This is a genomic window from Corallococcus exiguus, assembly GCF_009909105.1.
Lineage (GTDB): Bacteria > Myxococcota > Myxococcia > Myxococcales > Myxococcaceae > Corallococcus > Corallococcus exiguus.
Genome location: NZ_JAAAPK010000015.1, coordinates 216,119 through 240,082 on the forward strand (window position 1 = coordinate 216,119; position 23,964 = coordinate 240,082).

19 protein-coding genes are annotated in these 23,964 nt (G+C 70.8%); 4 read left to right on the forward strand and 15 right to left on the reverse strand.

Annotated elements, in window-relative coordinates:
- Positions 1 to 60: 60 nt before the first annotated feature.
- The 8 genes from GTZ93_RS39065 to GTZ93_RS39100 all read right to left on the reverse strand — a co-directional run bounded on the left by GTZ93_RS39065 (position 61) and on the right by GTZ93_RS39100 (position 9,564).
- Positions 61 to 1,035, reverse strand: coding sequence for a hypothetical protein (locus tag GTZ93_RS39065; protein WP_139924073.1), 975 nt, complete (start codon positions 1,033 to 1,035; stop codon positions 61 to 63).
- A gap of 65 nt (positions 1,036 to 1,100) precedes the next feature.
- Positions 1,101 to 1,898: an ABC transporter ATP-binding protein gene (locus GTZ93_RS39070; RefSeq protein ID WP_139924071.1), complete on the reverse strand. Its 798-nt coding sequence runs from the start codon at positions 1,896 to 1,898 to the stop codon at positions 1,101 to 1,103.
- A 44-nt stretch (positions 1,899 to 1,942) separates the two neighbouring features.
- Positions 1,943 to 4,813, reverse strand: coding sequence for a CHAT domain-containing protein (locus tag GTZ93_RS39075; protein WP_261779025.1), 2,871 nt, complete (start codon positions 4,811 to 4,813; stop codon positions 1,943 to 1,945).
- A gap of 4 nt (positions 4,814 to 4,817) precedes the next feature.
- Positions 4,818 to 5,330 carry a hypothetical protein gene (locus GTZ93_RS39080; RefSeq protein WP_139917931.1) on the reverse strand — a complete coding sequence of 171 codons (513 nt, stop codon included), beginning with the start codon at positions 5,328 to 5,330 and terminating at the stop codon, positions 4,818 to 4,820.
- 54 nt (positions 5,331 to 5,384) lie between these two features.
- Positions 5,385 to 6,116 (reverse strand): hypothetical protein, encoded by a 732-nt coding sequence (locus GTZ93_RS39085; RefSeq protein ID WP_139917933.1) that lies wholly within the window; start codon positions 6,114 to 6,116, stop codon positions 5,385 to 5,387.
- The gene (locus GTZ93_RS39090; RefSeq protein WP_139917935.1) at positions 6,113 to 6,658 is read right to left on the reverse strand and encodes an RNA polymerase sigma factor; all 546 of its coding nucleotides are present in this window, start codon (positions 6,656 to 6,658) and stop codon (positions 6,113 to 6,115) included. The genes GTZ93_RS39085 and GTZ93_RS39090 overlap by 4 nt, the downstream gene beginning before the upstream one ends.
- Positions 6,659 to 6,783: 125 nt before the next feature.
- Positions 6,784 to 8,709: a M23 family metallopeptidase gene (locus GTZ93_RS39095; RefSeq protein WP_139917937.1), complete on the reverse strand. Its 1,926-nt coding sequence runs from the start codon at positions 8,707 to 8,709 to the stop codon at positions 6,784 to 6,786.
- A gap of 111 nt (positions 8,710 to 8,820) precedes the next feature.
- Entirely contained in the window at positions 8,821 to 9,564 is a 744-nt protein-coding gene (locus tag GTZ93_RS39100) for an SDR family oxidoreductase (protein ID WP_139917938.1), read from the reverse strand.
- Positions 9,565 to 9,684: 120 nt separating this feature from the next.
- Between GTZ93_RS39100 and GTZ93_RS39105 the strand changes: the two genes are divergently transcribed.
- A complete protein-coding gene (locus GTZ93_RS39105; RefSeq protein WP_139917940.1) occupies positions 9,685 to 10,575 on the forward strand; it encodes a LysR family transcriptional regulator in 891 nt (296 codons plus the stop codon).
- 12 nt (positions 10,576 to 10,587) lie between these two features.
- On the opposite strand, the gene GTZ93_RS39110 is transcribed toward GTZ93_RS39105, so the two are convergent.
- The 5 genes from GTZ93_RS39110 to GTZ93_RS39130 all read right to left on the reverse strand — a co-directional run bounded on the left by GTZ93_RS39110 (position 10,588) and on the right by GTZ93_RS39130 (position 20,174).
- The gene (locus GTZ93_RS39110; RefSeq protein WP_139917942.1) at positions 10,588 to 11,160 is read right to left on the reverse strand and encodes a glutathione S-transferase family protein; all 573 of its coding nucleotides are present in this window, start codon (positions 11,158 to 11,160) and stop codon (positions 10,588 to 10,590) included.
- 87 nt (positions 11,161 to 11,247) lie between these two features.
- Positions 11,248 to 12,735: a serine hydrolase gene (locus tag GTZ93_RS39115; protein WP_139917944.1), complete on the reverse strand. Its 1,488-nt coding sequence runs from the start codon at positions 12,733 to 12,735 to the stop codon at positions 11,248 to 11,250.
- A gap of 56 nt (positions 12,736 to 12,791) precedes the next feature.
- Entirely contained in the window at positions 12,792 to 15,407 is a 2,616-nt protein-coding gene (gene mgtA / locus GTZ93_RS39120; RefSeq protein WP_139917946.1) for a magnesium-translocating P-type ATPase, read from the reverse strand.
- Between the two features lie 84 nt (positions 15,408 to 15,491).
- On the reverse strand, positions 15,492 to 17,426 hold the full coding sequence (locus GTZ93_RS39125) for a penicillin-binding transpeptidase domain-containing protein (protein ID WP_139917948.1): 1,935 nt from the start codon (positions 17,424 to 17,426) through the stop codon (positions 15,492 to 15,494).
- Between the two features lie 102 nt (positions 17,427 to 17,528).
- Complete coding sequence (locus tag GTZ93_RS39130) at positions 17,529 to 20,174, reverse strand: right-handed parallel beta-helix repeat-containing protein (protein WP_139917950.1); 2,646 nt, start codon at positions 20,172 to 20,174, stop codon at positions 17,529 to 17,531.
- Between the two features lie 259 nt (positions 20,175 to 20,433).
- Here GTZ93_RS39130 and GTZ93_RS39135 point away from each other — a divergent pair, with 259 nt between their 5' ends.
- Positions 20,434 to 21,096, forward strand: coding sequence for a cytochrome b/b6 domain-containing protein (locus tag GTZ93_RS39135; RefSeq protein ID WP_139917952.1), 663 nt, complete (start codon positions 20,434 to 20,436; stop codon positions 21,094 to 21,096).
- Positions 21,086 to 21,784 (forward strand): molybdopterin-dependent oxidoreductase, encoded by a 699-nt coding sequence (locus tag GTZ93_RS39140; protein ID WP_139917954.1) that lies wholly within the window; start codon positions 21,086 to 21,088, stop codon positions 21,782 to 21,784. The genes GTZ93_RS39135 and GTZ93_RS39140 overlap by 11 nt, the downstream gene beginning before the upstream one ends.
- Positions 21,785 to 21,795: 11 nt before the next feature.
- Here the strand turns inward: GTZ93_RS39140 and GTZ93_RS39145 are convergent, their stop codons facing one another.
- On the reverse strand, positions 21,796 to 22,230 hold the full coding sequence (locus GTZ93_RS39145; protein ID WP_120581655.1) for a hypothetical protein: 435 nt from the start codon (positions 22,228 to 22,230) through the stop codon (positions 21,796 to 21,798).
- A 13-nt stretch (positions 22,231 to 22,243) separates the two neighbouring features.
- Complete coding sequence (locus tag GTZ93_RS39150) at positions 22,244 to 23,032, reverse strand: alpha/beta fold hydrolase (RefSeq protein WP_120598379.1); 789 nt, start codon at positions 23,030 to 23,032, stop codon at positions 22,244 to 22,246.
- Positions 23,033 to 23,232: 200 nt separating this feature from the next.
- On the opposite strand from GTZ93_RS39150, the gene GTZ93_RS39155 reads away from it, so the two are divergent.
- Positions 23,233 to 23,964, forward strand: a complete 732-nt coding sequence (locus GTZ93_RS39155) for a site-specific DNA-methyltransferase (RefSeq protein WP_139917956.1) — start codon at positions 23,233 to 23,235, stop codon at positions 23,962 to 23,964.

Below are 23,964 nucleotides of genomic sequence, written 5' to 3' on the forward strand. Positions count from 1 at the left end.
GCGGCGCATGTGCAATAGATTGGTTTTAGCGGCGACTTAGAAGCAATCTATTGGTTCTGACTACGCCAGCGCCCCTGGCATCAGCTCGGACGCCAGCTCCCTTACGAGCTCTCGGGCCACTTCCGCGGAAGGCAGCCCGGAGTGGCGGGCTACTTCGTCCGGCAGGTGGCTGGACGCCGCGTCGTGCTCCAGTTCGCGCCAGGCTTCACAGCGGGCCGCATCCACGCGCTCGCGAGAGTCAGGGGACAGCCGCTCCATGGCCCACGCGTTGATGGCCCACGACAGCTCCGCGTGCCTCAGCTCATCCGGGGCGATGGCGCTCAGGGACTCGCGCACCTGCGCGTCCTCGGCGCTCCGGGCCTGCCAGCCCGCCAGCAGCGCGCCGTAGGTCTCCCGCACGCAGCCCTCCACCGCGTTCTCGATGGCGAGCGCTTCCAGTGACCGCTCCTGGAACGGATCCACCTTCAGCTCCGGCATGGACGCCCCGTGACGCCGGGCCAGGGACGCCATCGCCTCCGCGTGACGGACCTCTTCCTTCGCGGAACGCCTTGCGGCACGCACCAGGTGCTCCGGCGCGCCGTGGTGGGTCAGCTCATCCGCGAGCCTTTCGAAGGCCGGCACGGACGCGGCCTCCATGTGCGCAATCTTCGCGAAGAGCACTCCGAGGACCGGCGTCCCCTGCACCACCGCGCCGTCGCTGCACAGCCCCTCCGGCCTGCGCCCGTCGCAGTTGACGCTGTCAAACACGCAGCTCACCTTGTCGGGCTCGGGAGACGTCTCCGAGGTGCGATAGGTCGAGCAGGAGCGGAGCGTTCCGAACGACACCCTCTCGCACAGCTCCTCACAAGGGGTGTCCGCCGTGAGAGCGCCTCCATCCACCGAGGAGAGCGAGGAGATGAAGGACGTCAATTCAACGGTGCCATCGCCCCCCCACTCACATCCACCCGTGAAGAAGAAACACCCACCTCCCAACGTGGCGACGGGCGCGAGCAACCACAGACGCTTGAACACGGGACGCAGCTTGCCGCGGGACATGCGGACTCCTGCTTCCATCTCGAACCCGCCGGCCCTCGGGCAACCACAGCCTACTTGAATCCCTGTCAGGCCTGCGGCGCCTGCGTCTGCGCGGAGCGCCTCCGCAGCCAGTTGCGCAGGAAGGCCTTCACCTCCGGGTGCTGCGACTGTTTGAAGTGCTCCGGCGGGCCGTACTCCACCACGCGCCCCTCGTGCATCAGCGCCAGGTTGTCCGCCGTGCCGAAGGCGGAGGCCACGTCCGGCGTAATCACCAGCGACGTGGCGCCCAGCTGCTGCTTGCCCGTGGTGATGATCTCATTCACCGCCGCCGTGGTGAGCGGATCCAGACCCGCCGTGGGGTCGTCGTAGAGGAGGATTTTCGGCTGGAGGATGGTCGCGCGCGCGAAGCCCACGCGCTTCTGCATGCCGCCGGACAGCTCTCCCGGGAAGCGCGTGGCCGCGTGCGACAGGCCTACCTTCCCCAGCGTCTCGTTCACCGTCTTGGTGATGTCCGGCTCGGACATCTTCGTGCGCTCGCGCAGCGGGAACGCCACGTTGTCGAAGACGTTCAGCGAGTCGAACAGCGCGTTCGCCTGGAAGAGGATGCCCAGCTTGCGGCGCATCTGGTTGAGCTCGGGCTCGTTCATCTTCGCCACCTCCTCGCCCTCCACCAGCACCACGCCCCGGTCCGGCCGCATCAGGCCCATGATGTGCTTCATCAGCACCGTCTTGCCCGAACCCGACACGCCCATCAGCACGCAGGTCGTGCCCTCCGGCACCACCAGGTCCACGCCCCGCAGCGCCGCCTGCCCGCCAAACGACTTGTGCAGGTCCCGCACCTCGAGGGTCAGCTTCGGCGCCGGCTCACGGCTCGCGTCACTCATCGCTCCGGAACCCTACCGCGCACGCCCTGCCCGCCGCTCTGGATTCACGCTTGCCCGCTCCCCCGCTTCCGGCGTGCGCGGCGCATCCCCAGGCCCCACAGCCCCAGCGCCAGCAGGCCCGTACCCACGGCCCCCCCAACGAGGACACTCCGCCCCAGGCCCCTGGCGGCGGGCCTCACCGGCACCAGCGCCGCGTCCCCCATCACCCCCAGCCCGGCCCACATCGCCGCGGGCTCGCCGTCCTCCCAGGCCTCGCGCTGGGCTTCTCTCAGCGCCGACGCCGCGCTCTGTCCCTCCGCCAGGTGCCGGTAGTAGCGCTCCAGCAACTCCGCGGCCTCGGCGTCGCGCATGGGCCACAGGCTGGCCACCACGGCTCGCGCTCCCGACTCGAAGAAGGCCCTCGCGAGGCTCAGCACGCCTTCTCCCGCGAGCAGCGCGCCAGAGGCTCCCCTGCAACTGGAGAGCACCACCAGCGCGTCCCTCAGCCGCAGCTCCGCGATCTCCCGGGGCTGGAGCAGGCCGTCCTCTCCCGCCGCGCCCGGGGCCAGCACCAGGGCGGAGCGCTCGGGGGACTCGACGTCGACGACCGCGTGCGCGGCCACGTGGAGGATGCGCACCGCGTCCCAACGGGACTGCTTGAGTGCCTGCTCGGACGCTTCCGTTCCTATGAGCAAACGGGGCTTCACGTCCGTGTCCTCCAGGGCCTCGCTCACGGTGCGGCCCTCTCGCCGCGCCTCCGGAAGCGCGCCCAGGTTCGCGGTCTCCAGGAACATGCCGCCCCTCGCGAAGGCCACTTGCGTGCCCTGAAGGGTGCCGCCCCGGTCGGGATCCGCCAGGACCAGGGCCTCACCCTCGGGAGGCTTCGCGGGCTGCTCGCGCCAGTAGTGGAGCAGGCTCGCGGAGGGTACCCGCGCCAGTTCATACCGGGCCATCAACGGTGGGCCGTCCGCGTGCTCCCGCAGCGCGGCGAAGGGCAGGTCGTGCAGCGGACCATCCGGCACCAGCAGCAGGCGCGACACCTTCGGCGGAAGGTCCCGCAACACCGGGGCGAGCAGCTGCGCGTACAGCGCCGCGGCGGGAGCTACCTCTGAACCGTCGCGGCGCTCGATGAGGCCCGACAGGAGCGCCACCGCGGGGCGCAGCCGTGCTCGGTCCGGGATGCGGTACGCGTGCGTACCCTTGCGCGTCACCGCCATCACCCACGCGCCTCCCGCGCGTTCGCCCTGGACGTCGTGATCAGAGCCCGCGAGGAAGACGAGCAGGGCCTCCTCCTCGCCCAGGCGCTGCTCGGTCGCGGTGAGCGACGCGAACGGCAGCTCCGCGTGCCGGGCCGCTGGACGCAGCTCCCTTTCGCGGCGCTCCAACTCCTGGAGTTCGCCCAACAGCCGCGTGCGCTCGGACGCGGACAGCGCGGGGTCCAGCAGCCCCCGCTGAATGACGGACAGGCTCCGCAGCACGCCGTCCCTCGCCTCCCGTTGCTCTGGTGGCTCCTCTTGCGCCGGGAGCGCGCGGGAGGCCACCAGGGCCTCGAACAACGTCCTCGCCCGCAGGCGCTCACTCACCGCGAAGGCTCGCTCCAGGGCCTCGCGGGGCGGCACGGCGGAAGTCTCTCCGGCCTCCAGGGTGCGGCCCGCGAGCCGGTGGTAGTCGCTGGCCCAGTTGGAGAAGAGCTCGGCCTGGCTGGAGGCGTCCCGCTGCCACTGGCGCAGCACCTCCACCGCGTCGAGCGCGCGCTCAGCGTGTCCCAGGGCCTCCGGCAGCGGGCGCGTGCGGAAGGCCACCGTCGCCCGCGTGCGCCACACCGAGGCGAGGTAGAGCGGGTTGTCGTGCTCGGCGGCCAGCGCCAGGCCCTCGTCCACGTCACGCCACGCGGCGGCCGAGTCCACCGCCGCTCTGCGTTCGGCGCGCGTCCACAGACAGGTGATGCGCCGCTCGGTCATCCCCGTCTCCCGGGCGATGTCGATGCAGCGGCCGAGGGCATCCTCCGCTTCGCTCCGCTCTTCAGGCCCGTCGCCCAGCAGCTCCGCCACGAGGCGCAGCGACATCGTCTCTAGGACCTTGCTGCCCGCGCGCTCGGACGCCATGAGCGCCTCACGTCCGAGCCGCAGCAGCGCCGACCGGCCTTTCGCGTTGGGACGTTCGTCCAGCCGCCGCCAGGCGAGGTTCGCGAGCGCGAAGCGGACGCGCGCCTCCGTGTTCGCGTCCTTCGTGCGCTCCGCCAGCTCCGCGAGCCGCCCGTACACGTCCAGCGCCTCGTCGAAGCGCCCCAGGTTCACGCTCACCGTCGCCAGTGGGACCAGCAGCTGCTTCTTCAGGCCGTCGGTCCCGTCCGGAAAGGCGAGCCCTTCCGCGCGCTTGAGCAGACGCCTGGCACGTCCCAGGTCCTGACCCAGGTCGGAGAGCTCGGCCGCCTCCAGGATGAGCGCGCGCACCTCCAGCCAGGGGTTCCCGGAGGCCCGGGCCACTTCGCCCACGCGCAGCACCCACTGGTGCGCCTCCTCCGTCTGGCCGCGAAGGCCCAGCGCGGCGCGGAGGTTGATGCCGGCCATCACCTCGCCCTCGGCATCCCCCTGACTCCGGAAGGCGAGGGCCGCGCGGCGATAGGACGCCTCCGCCAGGACGGGCTCGGAGTGCAGCTCCATGTGGCCGAGCACCAGCGTGAGCCAGGGGCGCTCCGGGTGCCGCGCGATGAGGCCCTGGAGCCTGCGCCGGGCCTCGTCGCGCGCCTCCTGCCCCTGGGCGTTACGGAAGAAGCACATCGCCGCGTCGGAGTCCTCCGGGTGGGCGTCGAAGTCCTCCTCGCACCGGGCGAGCGCGGAGGACTCCGCGGCGGCCAGCGTGGGGGCGCACAGGGCCAGCCCCACCGAAAGGGTGAAGCCGCCCCACCGCCCCACGCGCAGTCGCCGCACCCCCATCACCTCAGGTCCTCTGGGTTTCCACCCTGCATCCCCAGAGAGTGACAGGATCTCCGCCCGTTCCGGGATCCCTGCTGACCGGAATCTCACAGACATCCCGCGTGGGAGGAGGCGGCGGGTCGCCCTGCCCCAACCGCTCGATGACCAGGATGCCGGCGGACATCTTCCCGGCACCGGGCGGCAGGGTGAGCTGCGCGCGGACTCCGCCGGACGAAGGTGCCAGCACGCTCACCCGCAGCGGCACCGTCGTGCTCACGGTGCCCGTGACGGTCGCGAGCACGAAACCAGAGTCATCCAGGATGCGCAGGGTCATGGGCACCGTGGACGACGGGCCCAGGACTCCCGCGTCCACCACGGAGGCCACCACCGTGTCGTTCGCGGCACCTGTCAGCGGCTCCGTGGTGATGATCATCGTGTACGACGGGGGCGCGGGCTGTGCCGCGGCCGAGGCCCCCCACAGCATCGCCATCATGGACAGCGCGCGCACCCATCCCCTGCCAACATTGATTGCCTTCATACATCCCCCTCTGCTTGTCATTGAGCCACCGGCCTGGCCCAAGCGTTGCGGCACTCACCGCAACCGGTTCACGAACGTGCTGCCGCGCTGAACGCTTCCATCCGGAAGCCGCGCTTCCACCTGCCACAGGATGCGCGCGCCGGAGGGCAACTCCGCGAGCACGTCCACCGGCACCGTGTATTCGCGCGACTCCAGCCGCTCCGCGCGATGGAACAGCTTCAAATCCTCCGACGACACCTGCACGTTCCAGGACACCGCCTGGGGCACTCCGCTCCAGCGGAGCACGAACTGTTCGCGAGGAAGCGCGGTGGCCTCCGGCACCTGCGAGGCGATGGCCTCCGCCGTGCCGCCGCGGATCCGCGTTGGATCCACTTGCGCCTGCTGCTGCCGCACCACCACGACCGCGCCCACCAGGACCACCACCGTCGCGGCCATCGCGGCCATCGCCTGCCGCCCCTGCCAGAAGCGCCGGGCGGTCAGGGACACCACCTTCGCGGGAGCCTCCACGCCTGTCGCGGGCACCACCGCCGGAGCCCCCCGCTCCGCCTCCGCCGCTGCCTGCGACATCGCCTTCGCCAACCGCCACGCCTGCGCCCACGCGGGATCCGCCGCGACGCGCTCGATGACCGCCCGGCGCTCCTCCACCGGCAGCTCCTGCCTCACCGCGCGCCAGACGAGGTCCGCGTCCACCGGCTCCCCTGCCGCGTCATCCTCGCGCAGCGCCGTGCGCAGCCGCTCCACGCCCTCGGCATCCAGCGTGTCATCCTCGGGACGGCGTTCGCTCACGGCTGGATTCCCTTCATGGAGAGACAGGCTCGCAGCGCGCTCAGCCCCCGGTAGATGAGGTTCTCCGTCCGCTTCGCCTCCCACCCCAGCAGCTCCGCGGCCTCCGGGACGGTGTGTCCTTGCAGGTGCAGCGTCACGGCGAGGCGGCGGTCCTGCACCAGCCCCTGAAGACAATCACGCACGGCTCGCGCAATCTGCGCGGCCCCCGCCGCGCGCTCCGGGTCTCCCGGCGCCACGGGTTGGGCGGGCCCCTGCTCCACCTCCTCCAACGCCACCTCCTTGCGCGCCCCCATCCGGCGAAGCTCGTCGATGAGCGTCGTGTACGCCACCCGGTACAGGTACGCGGGGGTCAGCTCCGCCTGGCCCTGGGTGCGCCCGCGCAGCTCCACCACCTTCATCATCGCGACCTGCAACAGGTCCTCCCGCCGGTCCGCGAGCGACGCGGGACAGACGCTCGCGAGCGCCCGGCCCAGGTCACGCCGCAGCGTCTCCAACCCGGCATCCGGGGATGCACCCGCCCATGGGCCGTGTCGCAACTCCAAGATGCCTCCCCTCGCGAGAACGGGTGCCGAGCGTCATTCGAACGCATCATCGGCGGCAAGGAGAAGCCGGGCAATCCGCGAAAATTCCCCCGGAGCCCAGAGGCCCCGGGGAAGACATTCGCGCGCTACTGGAGATTCGCGTCCCAGGCAATCAGACGCAGGTCTCCGCCGCCCCCCGTGCCCGTCGTCAGGCGCACGGCGGTGATGACGAAGCGAGCGCCCACGGAGGTGGCGGTGGTGGCCAGGCCCGACACGATGGCGCCCGCGCGCTCCTTGCCGGTGCGGTGCACCTTGCCGTCCGCGTCCACGTCCCAGGTGTAGACGCGCAGGTTGCCCGTGGTGTCCCGCACCGGCGTGACCACGTGCGCTCCCTTCACGCGCGCCGCGCTCAAATCCAGGATGGCCTCGCCGTCCTCGTGGTCACGCCGCACCAGCTGTCCGGACGCCGTGACGTCGAAGGAGATGTTGCGCAGCACGCCGTTGGTCAGGCGCGTGCTGGCCACCACCATGTCGCGCACGCTGTTGCCAATGGTGACGGTGCTGAGGGCCACGTCCGTCACCGCGCCCGCCAGATAGGAGCCCCGCTGGAAGACGAGGTTCTGCGGGGTGATTTCCCACGCCGTCAGGCTCAGGTTGCCCTCGGGCGTGCGCACCGCCGTGACGACGCCGGTGAAGCGGCCCGCATCCCCGGCGACGCGGCCGTTGAGGATGGGCGTCATGGCCACCTTCGTCGCCTCCTCACCGAAGCCGTTGCCCCGGCGGGTCACCGTGTCCAGCGTCGCGGACGTCTCCCAGGTGCTGACCTTGAGATGGCCCGTGGAGTCGCGGATGGCGCTCACCACGCCCAGCCCCTCCGGGAGGGCCGCGACGTTGATCTCCGTCGCGTTCGCGTCGCCGCCCGCCTCGCCCTTGCGCTCGAACGAGCCGTTCGTCGCGACCCGCCAGGCGATGAGCTTGAGCTTCCCATCCCCGTCACGCAGCGCCGTCACCACGTCGCGGGTGATGCTGCTGTGAGGGTGGGCCATGGCGATGGAGCTGGCCGCGCCCGCGGAGGCGTCATGCAGCTTCGTGAAGGTGCCGTCCCCCGCCAGCTGCCACGAGCCCAGCGCCAGCCGACCCGTCACGTCCCGGGTGGCCGTCACCACCATGCCGCCCGAGGCCGCCGTCGCCACCTCCAGCACCGGGTCCCCGGTGATGTCGCCCCGGCGCAGCAGCGGATCCGGGTGGATGGCCTGGGGGAACAGGTCGAGCGCCTCGTTCTGGAGCGGGACGAAGTCGAGCGACGAGTCGTAGTTCACCGCGCCGTTCTTCTGCCACGCCTGCGAATAGGGCAGCGGCAGGGACGTGCCCACCGTCGTCGCGCCCGTCATGGGTTGCAGGTGCACGTGCAGGTGGGGATTCGACGAAGCGCCGGAGCTGCCCACGCGGCCCACGAACTGTCCGCGCTTCACGCGCACCCGCTGCGCCGCGGGGACGATGGCTTCCCGGGGCAGGTCCCCCACGCGGTCCTCCGCGTCCGCCACGTAGGTGGCGTTGAAGGGACAGAGCTCCTCCGGGACGCTCCCGGGCTGCAGGTGCGCGTAGAGGATGATCTTCCCGTCGTCCGTGCGGATGTTCACGTGGTTGCCCGAGCGCGGGATGCGCAGCGGGTTGGAGGTGCGGCCCGGGTGGGGCACGTCGTCACCGCCGTACACCGCCGGCTTGAGGCCCTCCGGGGCGTTGCGCCAACAGGTGAGCACCTCGCCATCCGCGATGGCGGAGACGGGCAGCCCGTAGATGACCCAGTCGGAGTTCTTCGGGTTGGCCGCGTAGTCCGCGAAGGGAATCTTCACGCGGGTGAAGCGCTTCTCGTCGTCGTCGAAGCGCACGGCGCTCAGGTCGCGGTTGTGCGTGCCGTCGTGGTCGCTGGAGATCCACCAGTGGCTGCCCTCGGGCAGGTCCGCGCTGCTGCCGGGGAAGGCATACGTCTGCGCGGACGCGCTGACGCCCAGGGTGGTGAAGGCCACTGCGGTGAGCCGGGCCACGGAACGAAGGCGTGGGGACGGTGACATGGGGTTGCTCCTGATGGGTGGCGCCCGGCGGCCGTGATGGCCATCCGTTTCGCGCCTGCCCCCACCCAACGGAAATGCCCCTTTTTTCCCCTCACCCCCGCCGTGCGATTCTCAGACCATGCCGCCGTTGGCGCGGAGGACCTGCCCGTTGATCCACCCGCCCTCCGGACCCGCGAGGAAGGCCACGGACGCGGCGATGTCCTCCGGCGTGCCCAGCCGCTCCAGGGGGTTCAGCTTCGCCATGCGGTCCACCAGCTCCGGGGACTTGCCGTCCAGAAACAGCTCGGTGGCGGTGGGTCCGGGCGCCACGCAGTTGACGGTGATGTTCCGGCCGCGCAGCTCCTTGGAGAGGACGGCGGTCATCGCCTCCACGGCGGCCTTGGTGGCCGAGTAGACGCCGTAGTTCTCCATCCGCAAGCCAATGACGCTGGTGGAGAAGTTGATGACGCGCCCACCGTCGCGCAGGCGGCGCGCGGCTTCACGCAGGCCGTTGAACGTGCCCTTGATGTTGACGGCCACGTGCTGATCAAACAGCGCGTCATCGAAGTCCGCGAAGCGCACGAACTTCCCGATGCCGGCGTTGTTCACCAGCACGTCCACGCCGCCGAACGCTTCTTTCGCCGCGTCGAACATCCGGGGGAAGGCGGTGGGGTCGGCGACATCCGCCTGGAGGCTCAGGGCCCGGCCTCCCGCCGCTTCAATCCCGCGCACCACGGCCTCCGCCGCGTCGCGGTTGCCCGCGTAGTTGACGATGACGTTGAAGCCGTCGCGAGCGAGCCGCTCCGCCACCGCGGCGCCGATGCCGCGCGAGCCGCCCGTCACGAGGGCCGTCTTCTTCTGGGTCTGGGTCGTCATGGGTCTTCTCCTCTGGGAGCGCCGTCGTCCGAGCTGGGGCGCCAGGTGAGGACACGATGGACCTTTCCGAGCCACGGATAATCGGCTTTGTTCCGGCATCACTGTTCGACAGGGCGGACAATGGACCGGTTCGACGCCATGAAGGCCTTCACGCGCATCGTGGAGCGCCGGAGCTTCACCCAGGCCGCGAAGGACCTGGGGCTGCCGCGCTCGTCGGTGACGGACGCGGTGAAGCAGTTGGAGGAGCGGCTGGGGGTGCGCCTGCTCCAGCGCACCACGCGGCACGTGAGCCCCACGCTGGACGGCGAGGCGTACTACCAGCGCTGCGTGTCGCTGCTGGCGGACCTGGAGGAGGCGGACGCGGCCTTCGTGGGGGGACAGCCGAAGGGGCTCGTGCGCGTGGACGTGCAGGGGACGCTGGCGCGCAGGGTGGTGCTGCCCCGGCTGCCGGAGTTCCTGGAGCGCTACCCGGGCATCGAGCTCTACATGAGCGAAGGCGACCGGCTGGTGGACCTGGTGCGCGAGGGCGTGGACTGCGTGCTGCGCGCGGGTGAGCCGAAGGACAGCGACATGGTGGCCCGCAGGGTGGCGCTGCTGGAGGAGGTGACGTGCGCGTCCCCGGCCTACCTGGCGCGGCACGGCGTGCCGGAGGGTGTCGAGGCGCTCCAGCACGGGCACCGCATGGTGGGCTTCCGCTCGTCGCTGACGGGGAGCCTGATTCCGCTGGAGTTCACGGTGGGCGGCGAGGTGCGCCACGTCGTGCTGCCCACCACGATGTCCGTGAACGGCGCGGAGACCTTCGTCGCCGCCGCGCGGTTGGGATTGGGCCTCATCCAGGCGCCGCGCTACCGCCTGGAAGAGGACTTCGGGCGAGGCACGCTGGTGCCCGTACTGCCCCAATACCCACCGACGCCCACGCCCGTGTCCCTGATGTACCCGCGCAACCGGCAGCTGTCCCCGCGCGTGCGCGTCTTCATCGACTGGCTCACGCAGGGCTTCACCGCGCCCTGAAGCGAGGAGCGCTCAGCGCAGCTTCATGCACTTGGGACGCGCGAGCAGCCGGTCCACGTAGGCCTCCAGCTTCGGACGGCCCGTCGAACCTCCGAACATGCGCTGGTAGATGAACATGGAACCGATCATCACGTCCGCGGCGGTGAACCAGTCGCCGAAGAGGTAGGGCCCGTCCCCCAGTTCGCGCTCCACGGCGTCCAGCGTCTGCGGGTACTCCGTCCACCCGCGCTGCGGCGTCGTGGGGGCCTGGGCCATGTGGTCGCCCATGGACGGCTCCAGCTGCGACGTGGAGTACACCATCAGCGACAGGTACCGGCCGCGCTCCGGCGCATCCACCCCGGGCGCCAGCTTCGCCTGCGGGTACTTGTCCGCGACGTAGAGACAGAGGGCGGCGTTCTCGAACACGCGCGCATCTCCGTCCACCAGCGCGGGCAGCTTGCCGGCGGGGTTCACCTTGAGGAACTCCGGCGACTTCTGCTCCTTCTTCTCCAGGTCGATGGGCACGATTTCGTACTCGACCCCCGCCTCGTCGAGCATCCACTTGCCAATGACCGCCCGGCTGCGCGGATTGAAATAGAGCTTCATGCAGGCACCTTTCGTGAGCACCACGTTGGACCGCCCCCCGGGCACAACGCCCGGGGCGCGGGCCGCATTCGCTCACATCTGGTGCCGCTAGGGGACTGCCTTTGTCGCGGGCGGCCCGGACTGTTCGCCCAGCTTCTGGAGCGCGCCCGCCGCGTTGGTGTTCTTCGGGTCCAGCTCCACCGCCTTGCGGTAGTTCACCCGCGCCTGCTCCTTGTCGCCGACGGTGAGGTACGCCTCCCCCAGGCTGTCGTAGCCGTTCCCCAACTGGGGGAACATCTCCACGTTGAGCTTGAAGATTTCAATGGAGTCCACCGCGCGGCCCGTCCGGAGCAGCTGGTAGCCCAGGCTGTTGAGCTGATCATCGGAGAAGTCATACGCGTCCGGCTTCGTGGCCTTCAGCTCGCGGTAGCGCGCGACGGTCTTCGCGACGGGCTCCTTGTTGAGCATCTGGCTCAACATCTCCCGGATGCCCAACCGGGGCGCCTTGGGCGGGATGCCGTGGAGCACGCTGAAGAGGCCCGCGGACAGCTCCTTGAGCTTGTCGCCGCGCGACGTGTTGTCCAGGAGGATGACCACCTCCTTGCCTACCGGCACGCGGTAGATGCGCGAGCTGAACCCGTTGATGCCGCCGCTGTGGCCGATGGTGGCGAGCACGGTCTTGCCATCATTCAGCGGCAGCGGGTCCATGGTCAGGCCGAAGCCGTAGTTCTCCAGGCCGGGCGTGAACATCTTCTGCTTGAGGGCCTCCGGCAGGAGCTTGTTCTCGTAGAGCGCGCGGTCCCAGCGGTAGAGGTCCTCCACCGTCGAGTACAGCGACCCGGCGGCATAGGGCAGGGACATGTCCAGGTAGCCGGCGTGGACGTAGCCGTCCGGCGTGAGTTCGTGGCCACTGGCCCGCTTGGGCAGCACCGTGGCGTAGACGTCGTAGCCGGAGTCCTTCATGCCCAGCGGCGTGAAGATGCGCTCCTGCACCGCCTGCGCGTACGTCTTGCCGGTGACGCGCTCGATGATGGCGCCCAGCAGGAAGTAGCCGGAGTTGCTGTAGGCGAACCTCGAGCCGGGTTCGAACTCCAGGTCACCGCTGGCGAACTGCTTCACGAAGTCCGCGACGGCGTAGGGATTGCGAGACACCTTGGAGAAGAAGTCCGCCGCGTTCGTGTAGTTGGGGATGCCGGACGTGTGGTTGAGCAGGTGCGTGAGGGTGATGCGCGAGCCCGTGTCCTTGCGGTAGTCCGGCAGGGCCGACACCAGCGTGTCGTCGAGCTTCAGCTTCCCCTCCGAAACCAGTTGGAGGATGACCATCGCCGTGAACTGCTTGGTCACGGACGCGATGCGGAACTTCGTGTCCGGCGTGTTGGGCACGTTCCATTCGAAGTTGGCCTGGCCATAGGCCTTCTTCAGGACGACGCCCTTCTCGTTGGCGACAAGCGCCACGCCGTTGAACTGGCGCAGCTGGTGGTACTGCGTCAGCAACTTGTCCAGCTCCTGCTGCCGCGTCGCGGCACCCGCGGCGACAGGGACGAACAGCAGGGCCACGGCCAGCACGCTCAGCAGGCGCAACGGGTTCCAGGTCATTCGGGGTCTCCCACGCATGATCCTACATACGTCCCATTGGCGGGGCGATTGCATCCTCAGGCGGTGTCGAAGCGGCGGAAGAACCAGCGGTTGAGCACCACCGCGCAGCCCAGGTACAGCGCCACCAGCGCGCCCAGCGACGCGAGGATGGCGGGCGGCGGCGGCACGAAGCCGAAGTAGTGCCCCAGCGGCGTGAAGGGCAGCACGCAGGCCACCGCCACCACGCCCAGCGACGACAGCACCAGGAGCCGCGCGGGGGGACTGCGCGCAGCGCCGCCCCGGGTGCGGATGATGAAGATGACCAGCACCTGCGTGGTCAGTGACTCCATGAACCAGGCTGTCTGGAAGAGCGGCGCCCCGGCGTGGAAGCCATGCAGCAGCACCGTGAAGGTGGCCGCGTCGAAGAGCGAGCTGAGCGTGCCGAACACCGCCATGTAGAGACGCACGAAGCGCAGGTCCCAGCGAGGGGGCCGCGCGAGCTGCTCCGCGTCCACCGTGTCCAGCGGGATGGCCAGCTCCGACACGTCGTACAGCATGTTGTTGAGGAGGATCTGGATGGGCAGCATGGGCAGGAACGGCAGCACCAGCGACGCCAGGGCCATGCTCAGCATGTTGCCGAAGTTGGAGCTGGTCCCCATGCGGATGTACTTCATGACGTTGCCGAAGGTGCGCCGCCCCTCCAGGACGCCGTCGTGCAGGACGCCCAGCTCCTGGCGCAGCAGCAGGAGCGCCGCGGCCTCGCGCGCGACGTCCACCGCGCCCGCGACGGAGATGCCCACGTCCGCCTCGTGCAGCGACGGCGCGTCGTTGATGCCGTCCCCCAGGTAGCCCACCACGTGGCCGCGCTGTCTGAGCGCGCGCAGGATGCGGCTCTTCTGAGAGGGGGACACGCGCGCGAAGACGGTGGTGTCCTCCGCCCGCGCGCGCAGGCCCGGGTCGTCCAGCAGGGCCACCTCCGCGCCGGTGAGCACGCCCCGCACCTCCAGCCCCAGCTCCTGGCAGACGTGCACCGCCACCCGCGCGTTGTCGCCCGTCACCACCTTCACCTCGATGCCCGCCTCACGCAGCGCCGCCAGCGCGGGCCGGGCGCTCTGCTTGGGCGGATCCAGGAAGGAGGCGAAGCCCGCGAAGACGAGTCCCGTCTCGTCCTCCGGGGACAGCCGCCCATCCTGGGACGGGGCGTCGCGCCAGGCGAGCCCCAGCACCCGGAAGCCCTGTTCGCCCAGGGCGTCGGCGCGGGCTTGCAGTTCCTCCCGCGCGGCCACGTCCAGGGCTCGCGGCGGCCCCTCCGGGACTTCCCACGCTTCGCAACGGGACAGCAGGGCCTCCGGCGCGCCCTTCACCACCAGGACGCGGCGGCCGTCCTTCTCCAGCAGCACGGACACGCGGCGGCGCTCGAAGTCGAAGGGCAGCTCGTCCTGCTTCCGCCAGCCCTGCGTGCACTCCACGCGGCGGGCCAGGATGGCCTCGTCCATGGGGCTGCGCAGGCCGGTGGCGAAGTGGCTGTTGAGGAAGGCCCACGCGAGGGTGTGCTCGCTGTGCTGGGCGGTGGCGTCCTCGGTGCGCTCCAGCCGGATGTTCGCCTCCGTGAGCGTGCCCGTCTTGTCGGTGCACAGCACGTCCATGCAGCCCAGGTCGTGCACCGCGCTCAGCCGCTTGACGATGACGTCCTGGTCCGCGAGCCGCAGGGCGCCCCGGGCGAGCGTCACCGAGACCACCATGGGCAGCAGCTCCGGCGTGAGCCCCACCGCCAGGGCCATGGCGAAGAGGAAGGACTCCAGCAGCGGACGCTCCAGGGTCAGGTTCACCAGGAGCACGAACAGCACCATCAGGACCGTGAGCCGCATCAGCATCACGGAGAAGCGGCGCGTGTCCCGCTCGAAGGCGGTGGAGGCGACGGGCGCGTCCAGTCCGCGGGCGATGCCGCCGACCTCGGTGTCGCGGCCGGTGGCGAACACGAGCGCGCGGGCCGTGCCTGCCAGCACCGACGTGCCGGCGAAGACGGTGTTGCCCACCTCCGCGAGCAGTGCGTCCGCGGAAGCGAGGCCCGGCACCTTCTCCACCGGGTAGGGCTCGCCGGTGAGCAGCGACTCGTTCACGGACAGCGCATGTGACTCGATGAGACGTGCGTCCGCGGGCACGCGGCTGCCGGTGGCCAGCAGGACCACGTCCCCGGGAACAAGCTCCGTGGCGGGCCGCAGCTGCTCCACGCCGTCGCGCAGCACCCGGGCACGCAGGGCCACGGCGCCACGCAGGCGCTCCGCCGCGTTGCTGGCGCGGTGCTCCTGGACGAAGTCCAGCGTCACGCTGATCAACACGATGACGGCGATGATGGCGGAGCTGGTCAGGTCGTGGACGAAGGCCGAGATGCCGCACGCCACCAGCAGCACCAGGACCAGCGGGTTGCCCAGCCGCAGCAGCAGCTCCAGGGGAAGCGGCCGGCGGCGCCGGGACTCCAGTTCATTGGGGCCCAGGGACTCGAGCCGCGTCCCGGCTTCCTGCGGGGTCAGTCCTTGAGAGGTGCTGCCCAGCCGGGCGAGGAGGGACTCCACCGGCTCGCTCCAGGCGGGTGGCCCTTCGCGCTTCGGTGCCGGCCTCCGCCGCGCGCCGGAGTGGCGCGGGCGGTGCGCCACGGGCTCGGCGCCCTGGCCGCTCGAGCGTTCGGCGCCCATCCTCGCAACGTGGACAGTGTCCTCCGGGGTGACCAGCCGCCAGCGCGGGAAGGGGCGCGGCGCTCGGAGGGACGGCCCCGTGCGCTAGCTGGAGCCGTCGTTCTTGCTGAAGGAGATGACCGAGGCCGCGTCCAGCGCCTGGAGGAAGCGGATGGCGAGCGGCAGCGCGACACGGCCTCCCACGCCGCCGCCCTCCACGAACACCGCGAAGCCGATGCCGTCGCGCACGCCGACGAACCACGCATGGGCTTCAGGCGGCACGGACGTGCCGAACTCCGCCGTGCCCGTCTTGCCCATGAGGCCCGGGATGCTGGCGGCGGACTTCGCCGTGCCGTCCGTCACCACCGCGCGCATCAGGTCGCGGAGCATGGCCGTCGTGCCCGGATTCAGCCGCGACTCCGGGCCGGGCTCCGCGTCCACGAGCAGGCGCGGCGCGTGCCAGACGCCGGTGGCCGCCGCCGCCGCGACGGTGGCCATGTGCAGCGGCGTGACCAGGACGCGCCCCTGGCCCATGGCGTCCGCCGCGCGCTCGGCGTCGTCTTTCGGCGGAGGGAAGGTGGCGCCCGGTGACGGCAGCCCCACGTCGTAGTCCACCCCGAAGCCGAAGCGCCGGGCCGCGTCCTCCAACGCGCGCGGGTCCAGCTTCGCCGAGAGCTGGATGAACGTGGTGTTGCACGACAGCGCGAACGTCCGTCGCAACGTGGTGACGCCCAGCACCTCGGATTCGAAGTTGCGGAAGCGCTTGCGGCCCACCGTCACCTCCAGGGGACAGTCGACGCGCGAGTCCGGCTTCAGGCCGCTTTCGAGCAGCGCCGTGGCGGTCACCAGCTTGAACGTGGAGGCCGGGGGATAGCGCCCCATCAGCGCGCGGTGCCACCCCTCCCCCAACGGCCGGCTGGCCACCGCCAGCACCTTGCCCGTGGCCGTGTCCACCGCGACCAGCGCGGCGGGCTGGGTGACGTCCACGAGCGCGGCCTCCGCCGCCGACTGCACGTCCATTCGCAACGTGGTGCGGACATCGCGTCCCGGCTCCCCGTCGAAGCGGTACAGCAGCTCGCTGCCGCCAGCACGGCGCTGGAGCCGCACCTCGCCGGAGGGACGTCCCGCCAGCGTCCGTTCCTGCGCGCGCTCCAGGCCGGACAGCCCCACCACGTCGCCCGGCTGGTAGGGCTGGCCCAGCGACTGGAGGGCCTCCGCCGTGATGTCCCCGACCCGTCCCAGCGTGTGCGCGGCGAAGCCCTCCGCGGGGGTGAGGCGCGCGGGCCTCTTGCGGAAGAAGATGCCGGGCACCGGCGCGAGCACGGAGCGAATCTGCTGGTAGCGCTCCAGGCGCACGTCGATGAACGCGATGAACTGCTCGGGTTGCGCGCTCGCGGCGTTCAGCGCGGCGAGCACCTTCGCGGGATCCACGCCGAGCTGCGACTGGAGCACGCTGGCCACGGCCGCGCGGTCCTTCACCCGGCCCGGCATCACGCCAATGCGAATCACCTCTCCCGGCAGGGTGAGCGGATCCCCATTCGCATCGAGCAGCCCGGCGCGAGGGCCCCAGCTCCGCGCGCGGCCGAAGCGGTCCCCGGGCCGCGCGTCGGGATGGAACACCTCCGGCGTCCATCGGAGGCTCCAGCGCTTGCCCCGGAGCACGAAGCGCAGACGGGACTCGACCTCCCAGTCACCCAGTCCGCGCAGCGTGTGCACGCCGTGGAACCTCACCACCGCCGTGGTGGCGTCCTGGGACTCGAGCACCACCTGGTCGAAGCGCGAGGCGATGACGCCCAGGTCCTGCCTCCAGCGCGCGTGCTGCGCGTCGAAGTCCTGGGGCGCGTCCACGAGCCCCTGGCGCTGCGCGGCCACGTCGTTGCGCGCCCAGGCGTCCAGGTACCGCGAGGCCAGGTCCTCGGCGCCTCCGCGCACCACGGCGGGCGTGGCGGGCGCGGCGGGCTTCGTGGCTCGCGGCGCGCACGCGGGAAACAGCAACAGGAGGCAGAGCCCCACCCAGGAAATGACCGCCCGTCCGTACACGCGCCCCCCTCTACCGCGCCCTCTTCGCCGAAGCGAACATCCGGCGATCGTCGCCTCCACCTGGACCGGCTGTCGGTCCACCGCGCGCACGCACGGCGTGGATCAGCGGACCGTCTGCTCCTGGGTCTTGCTCGCGCCGTCGCCCGTCGCCGTGAGGGTCAGCGGGCCAGCGGTCGCGGCGAGGAGGTAGAAGATGCCTTCGCGCTGCGGGTTCTTCAGGCTCACCACCGCCACGGGCGCATCCGAGCAGTCCGGCAGCAGGTGGAAGGTCGCGCCCGGATCCGACGCGGCCAGCGTCACCTCCGGCACGGACAGCGGAGCCAGGTTGCCCGCCAGGTCCCAGCCCTGCACCACCAGCGCCTCCGAGCACGTGTCCACGTCCAGCATCCGCGCCGGAGTGGCGAAGCCCACCTGGCGGTCCTCGCCCTGCGTCACCACGTCGACGCCGATGGCGTTCTCGTACAGCTCGCTGTTGTACCCATCACCGCTGATCCGGTTGCGGCTGATGAGGTTCGCGGTTCCGTTGTCCGAGATGGCGGCCTGGTAGACCTGGTTCGTCAGGTCCTCCTTGCTCAGCTCGTTGCCGAGCACCTGGATGTTCTGGGGCGCGGCGGGCGGGTCATAGTCGTTGCCCTCCGCCTGGATCAGGTTGACGCCGACGTCGTTCCCCACCAGCTCGTTGTCCTGGATGAGCAGGTCGTGGCACAGCTCCCGCCCCACGCCGTAGGCCGAGCCACCCACCACCAGGATGCCGGAGCCGTAGTCCGCGAGCCGCAGGTCCTCGAACAGGAACGCGTTGCCCTGCACCTCGTTGCCCACCACCTGCCCGGAAGCGCCATACGCGAGCTGGATTCCAGTGCGCGAGATGCGGCTGGTAGGCCCCAAGCCGTCGAGGGTGTTGTCCTCCAGCGTCACCGCCACCCGCCCCTGCACCACCACGCCCACCTTCTGGTAGCCCGTCAGCCGGTTGCCCCGGATGACCACCGGCACCGGCGCGCCTCCCACCGCGCTGCTGCGCACGTCGATGGCGAAGCCCTCCTGGCAGCCGCTGATGGTGCCCTGGTTCAAGTCCTCCACGACCGTGTTCTCGATGGTGCCGCTCGCGTCTTCCAGCAGGATGCCGCGCAGCCGGTCCACGCCCGCGTCACACACGTCCGACAGGTTGCGCGCCGTCACCGTGACGAACCGCACGTTCGCCACCGTGCCCCGGTTGCGCAGCACCGCGCCCTTGTAGTGGTCCCCCGCGCCGTCCTCGGACGCGGTCAGCGTGTGCCCGGCCCCGTCGAACGTGAAGCCGTCCGGGATGAACACCGCGCTCTGCACCACGCAGCCCTCGCGCAGCGTCACCTGTCCCGGCGACAGCGTGATGGCGCAGGCGGTCTCACCCGGGCCGCAGCGCCGGCCCATCCAGGTCACCGGGAAGGAGTGCCGCGTGCTCGCGCCCGAGGCGTTCGTCACCACCAGGTCCACGGTGGGCGTCACGTCCGCCGGCAGACAGGAGAGCTCCGTCCAGTCCACCGTGCTCGTCCCGCCATTCCCCACCGGCGTACCGAGCGCGCCCACGTTCGACGTCCAGGCGAACGTCATCGCCTCGCCACGGGGATCCGTCACGTCCACCGTGAACGTCACTCGTTCGCCCGCGAGCGCGCTCTCGGCGGACTGTGACGTGGTCTCCAGGACCGGCGGCGCCTCCGCGCGCACGCACAGGTTCACGAGCTGCTCCGTGCTTCCACCGAAGCCATCCGTCACGGCGCCCTTCAGCTGACAGCCACAGTCCGTGGGCGCCGCCCCCGGGGTGAAGGCAGGCCTGGCCAGGGTGACGTTGTCGAACTTGCCCTCGCACGTCGCGCTCCAGGCATACGTCAGCACGTCTCCGTCCTCGTCCGTCACCGGCGCCGGGACCTGGAAGGTACTGCCCAACATCACCTGCTGGGGCTCTCCGGCCACGGCCGCCACGGGCGAGCGGTTGAACCACGTCTTCCTCAGCGACGCGGGCCCGCGCACGGTGCCCACGCCGATGTGGAACTGGAGCGTGGACACCGCGCCCTGTGCGTCCGTGACACGCAGGCTGATCAACGCGTCATCCTTGAGGGTCGGGTCGTAGCCGGTGCCAGCATCCCCCTCGGTGCCCGCATCGGGGACCGGCGGGCGGGCGGCTGTCCATTCACAGGTCGCGCCCTCGCAGGCGAGCACCCTGCCGGAGGCAGTCCATTCGTAGGTCAGCACACCCTCCTCTTCGTCACTCACCTGCGCGCTCAACGTGACGGTTTCGCCTGGCGCCACGATGGCGCTCTGCGCCCGCACCTCGTGGATGCGTGGCGCATGGTTGGCCAGCCCTGGCGCGCCAGACTCCGGCAGGGGAACCAGGACCACGAGCGCTTCCCCGTACAGGGGCAGCTTCACCCCGGCGTCCGATTTCACGGAGGCCACCACCGTCTTCGCGGAATCCTCGGCGGCCACGGTCAGCTGGATCTCCTCCTCGGGAGATTCCGGCTTCACGACGGCTGACCACGCGATGCCGCCATCCGGATCCGTCGCGGACGTCAGCGCCTTCGACTCCGTGGCGCCCGACGCGTGCGTCACCGAGGCCGTCACTGCGGCGACCGCGGATGACCGGGGCGGCGCGACCACGAGCCGCGCACCACCGGCCAGTGGCGCAGTGAAGGCAGGATCCTCCTCCACACAACCGAACGTGGTCAGCAGCAACAACCCCACGAGGTGCAACGCACGGGCGGGCTTCAGGGTCACGGCATCCTCGGGGAAGGCGGACGGGAGTGAGAACGATACCGGGTGATTCCCACACGTCCAATCCACGGGGAGCACGGGCCGCGTGCGTCCGGCGCGCCGTCCAATGCCTGCCAATCCCCCGCGACCCGCGGGCCGGTACTACGGGAATCCTTGCTCGGCGCTGTACTGCTCCTCTCGACAGCGAAGTCCTCTCCCGAGCGTTCGCGCCACCCTCCCGCCGCATGGTCCCGCGCAGTGTCGCGGTGTTGGGTTCCGCCGCGTGCACCCGCCCGAGCCCCGCCGTCCCCAGCCCTGGCCCATCCGGCTCGCACACTGGGCCAACGTGCCGCTGCTCGCCATCCTCGCGGGCAGCGGGTTGCAGATCCTCGTCGCGTATCCGCGCATGGGGACTCGCGGGCGGCCCATCGCGCTCTACCCATTCCAGGACGCCGTGCCGCCGTCGTGGCTGCGCCTGGGGGACTGGCTCGCGGGGGCGCGGAGCTGGCACTTCGCGTTCGGTTGGTTCCTGGCCCTCAACGGCTTCGTGTACGTGCTCTACCTCGCGCTCAGCGGCGAGTGGCGCCGCCGTCTGTTCCTCCCGCGCCGCGACACGCGCGATGCCGTGGCCACGCTCGCGTACTACCTGCGGCTCCGCCCCGCGCCCGCGCAGACAGGCCTCTACAACGGGCTCCAGCGGCTGGCGTACACGGCCACACTGCTCATGGGCGCGCTGTCCGTCCTGTCCGGCCTCGCCATCTACAAGCCCGTGCAGCTCCAGTGGCTCACGGCCCTCTTCGGTGGCTACGACCCCGCGCGCTTCGTGCACCTGCTGCTGCTCGCGCTGTTCGCGTTCTTCACCGTGGGCCACGTCGTCCTGGTCGCCCTGCACCCGCGCACCTTCGGGGAGATGATCACCGGCGGGAGGAAGCCCGATGCCCCCTGAGCGCGTCCTCACCCGCCGCCGCGTCCTCCTGGGCGCCGCCGCGCTCGCCACCAGCGCGTGCGACTCCCAACGTCCGCGCGCGGGCTTCCTCGGCGTGATGGACCGCTTCAACGAGCGCGCCCAATCCGCCCTCTTCCACCCCGGCCGGCTCGCCCGCGAGGAGCCCGTCGAGCAGCTCACCCCGCCCGGCGACTTCCCCCAGTACTTCATCTCCGAGACCGTGCCGCTGGCCCCCGCTGGATGGACGCTGGATGTGGGTGGACTCGTGGCCCGCCCGCGCGCCTTCACGCTGGAGGAGTTGCAGCGGCTGCCCCGGACCGACTACCGGATCCGCCACCACTGCGTGGAGGGCTGGAGCGCGGTGGCGTCGTGGCACGGCGTGGCCATCCGCGACCTGGCGCAAGCCGTGGGCGCGGACACGCGCGCGGGGTTCGTGGAGTTCCGCTCGTTCGACCAGGGCTACTACTCATCCTGGGATGCGCCGAGCGCGCTGCACCCGCAGACCGTGCTCGCGTACGGCATGAACGGAGCGCCGCTCATCCCCGGCCACGGCGCGCCGCTGCGCCTCTATTCGGGCGTGAAGCTGGGCTACAAGATGGTGAAGTACCTCACCACCGTGCGCTTCCTCCCGGAGGCCACGGGGGGCACCTGGGAGGACCGGGGCTACGAGTGGTTCGCCGGCGTGTAGCCCGTGGGCCTTCAGCGCTTGGAGCTCACGACGCCCGGCAGGAACGGCGTGAAGCCGCGCTTGCGCAGGGCCTCGCGCTCGGCGAGCAGGGCCGCCAGCGCCGCCTCGCGCGTGGGGAAGTGGTTCACCGCGGCGCCGTTGATGACGCCGCTGGTGCTGATGAACATGAGCGTCATCTCATCGCCGCCGTAGCGGTACGAGCGGTGCGTGCCGCGCTCCAGCACCTCGCGGCGCACCTTGCCGAAGGTGCGCCCCGCCGTGTGGCGGACGACGAGCCCATCCAGGTTGATGAGCAGGTCCACGCGGCCGTTGAACTTGGCGAACTGCGCCTCCACGTCGTTCCGCCAGCGCAGTACGTCTTCATCCGTCACCAGGATGCAGTCGGTGAAGTTCGCGGTGACGACGTCGTGCTCGGCGTCGCGTTCGAAGGACATCCCCCAGGCCATGGCATGTCCTCCTTCAGGCCTGCGCGGCGTTGCCCGCGAGGAACGCCGACACCAGCGCGGCCGTCTCCGCCGGACGCTCCACCTGAGGGTAGTGCCCCGGCCCCGGCAGGTGCGTCATGCGCGCGTTCCGGATGAGCCCCACCACCGCCTGCTTGAGGAACACGGGCGGCAGGAACGGATCATCCGTGGCCACCACCAGCGTGGGCGCGGTGATGGCGGACAGCCGGTCCGCGAAACCTCCCGCCGTCCAGGAATCGAAGCACTGCTCGATGGCGTCCTTCGACACCGCGCCCGAGTCCTTCAGCAGGGCCTCCAGCGACTCCGGAGACAGCTGCTTGCAGGCCAGGCCCAGGATGGTCTTCTGCTTCTCCCGGTCCCCCGCGGAGCCACGGAACAGCCCGGCCGCGTCCGGAGGCAGCGGCAGCCCCGACGCGGGCACCGTGTTGAGCAGCACAAGTCCGCTGACGCGCGCAGGCGCATCCGCCGCCACCCACTTGGCGATCTGCCCGCCCATGCTGTGGCCCACCACCGCGAAGCGCTGCGCCTTCGCGTGGTCCGCCACCGCGAGCACGTCCTTGGCGTACTGCTCCAGCGTGTACCCCGACGCCGGCCGTCCGGACGCCCCGGTGCCCCGGTGGTCCGGGACGATGAGCCGCAGGCCGGTCATGTCCAGCTTCTCCAGCATCGAGTCCCACACCGCGCCGGACACCATCCACCCGTGCACCAGCACCACGTCGCGAGGACCGTCCCCCAGGACCCGGTAGTGCAGGGGTGTTCCGTCCGTCGCGTTCGTCGTGGGCATGGGGGGTCTTCCTCCGGGGGGAGATCTGCTGGAAGTCGTGGCTTAAAGGGGAAGCGTAGCAAGCCACGACTGGGGCGTGGCCGTCCACCTGCTCGGGGGTTGCCTGACGGCCAGAGGGGCGAGCTGTCCTGACGGGTAGGTGCGCGGGAGGGAATGAAGGGTGGGAGCGGGTGCGCGCTTACGGCAGACTCGGGTGCGTCATGACGGATGGACGCAGCGGGACGACGGGAGCGAAGCGCACGGTGTACTGCGAGGACGCGCTCGCGTGGCTGGACGCGCGGCCGGTGTTGGAGGGGTGCTCGATGGTGGCGTCGATGCCGGACGTCTCCGAGTTCCCCTCGCTCACGGTGCCCCAGTGGAAGGACTGGTTCGTGGGGGCGGCGGCGAAGGTGTTGTCGCGGGTGCCGGCGGACGGGGTGGCGGTGTTCTACCAGTCCGACGTGAAGAAGGACGGGGCGTGGGTGGACAAGGGCTACCTGGTGTCGAAGGCGGCGGAGGCCGCGGGGTGCGACACGCTCTGGCACAAGGTGGTGTGTCGCCGGACGCCGGGGACGGTGACGTTCGGGAGGCCTGCGTACTCGCACCTGCTGTGTTTCAGCCGGGGGTTGAAGACAGACGCGGCGAAGTCCACGGCGGACGTGTTGCCGGACCCCGGCGAGGTGACGTGGACACGAGGCATGGGGCTCAACGCGTGCCTGGTGGCGTGCCGCTTCATCCTGGAGCAGACGCGCACGCGAACGGTGGTGGATCCATTCTGCGGCCACGGAACCGCGCTCGCGGTGGCCAACGCGCTGGGCCTGGACGCGGTGGGCGTGGAGCTGAGCCGCAAGCGCGCCCGCCGCGCGAGGAACCTCCAGGCCGCGTGGACGGGCGGGAAGCTGGTGCTGTCCAGCGCGGTCGGTGGCGACGAAGAAGACCCGTCGCCGGAGTGA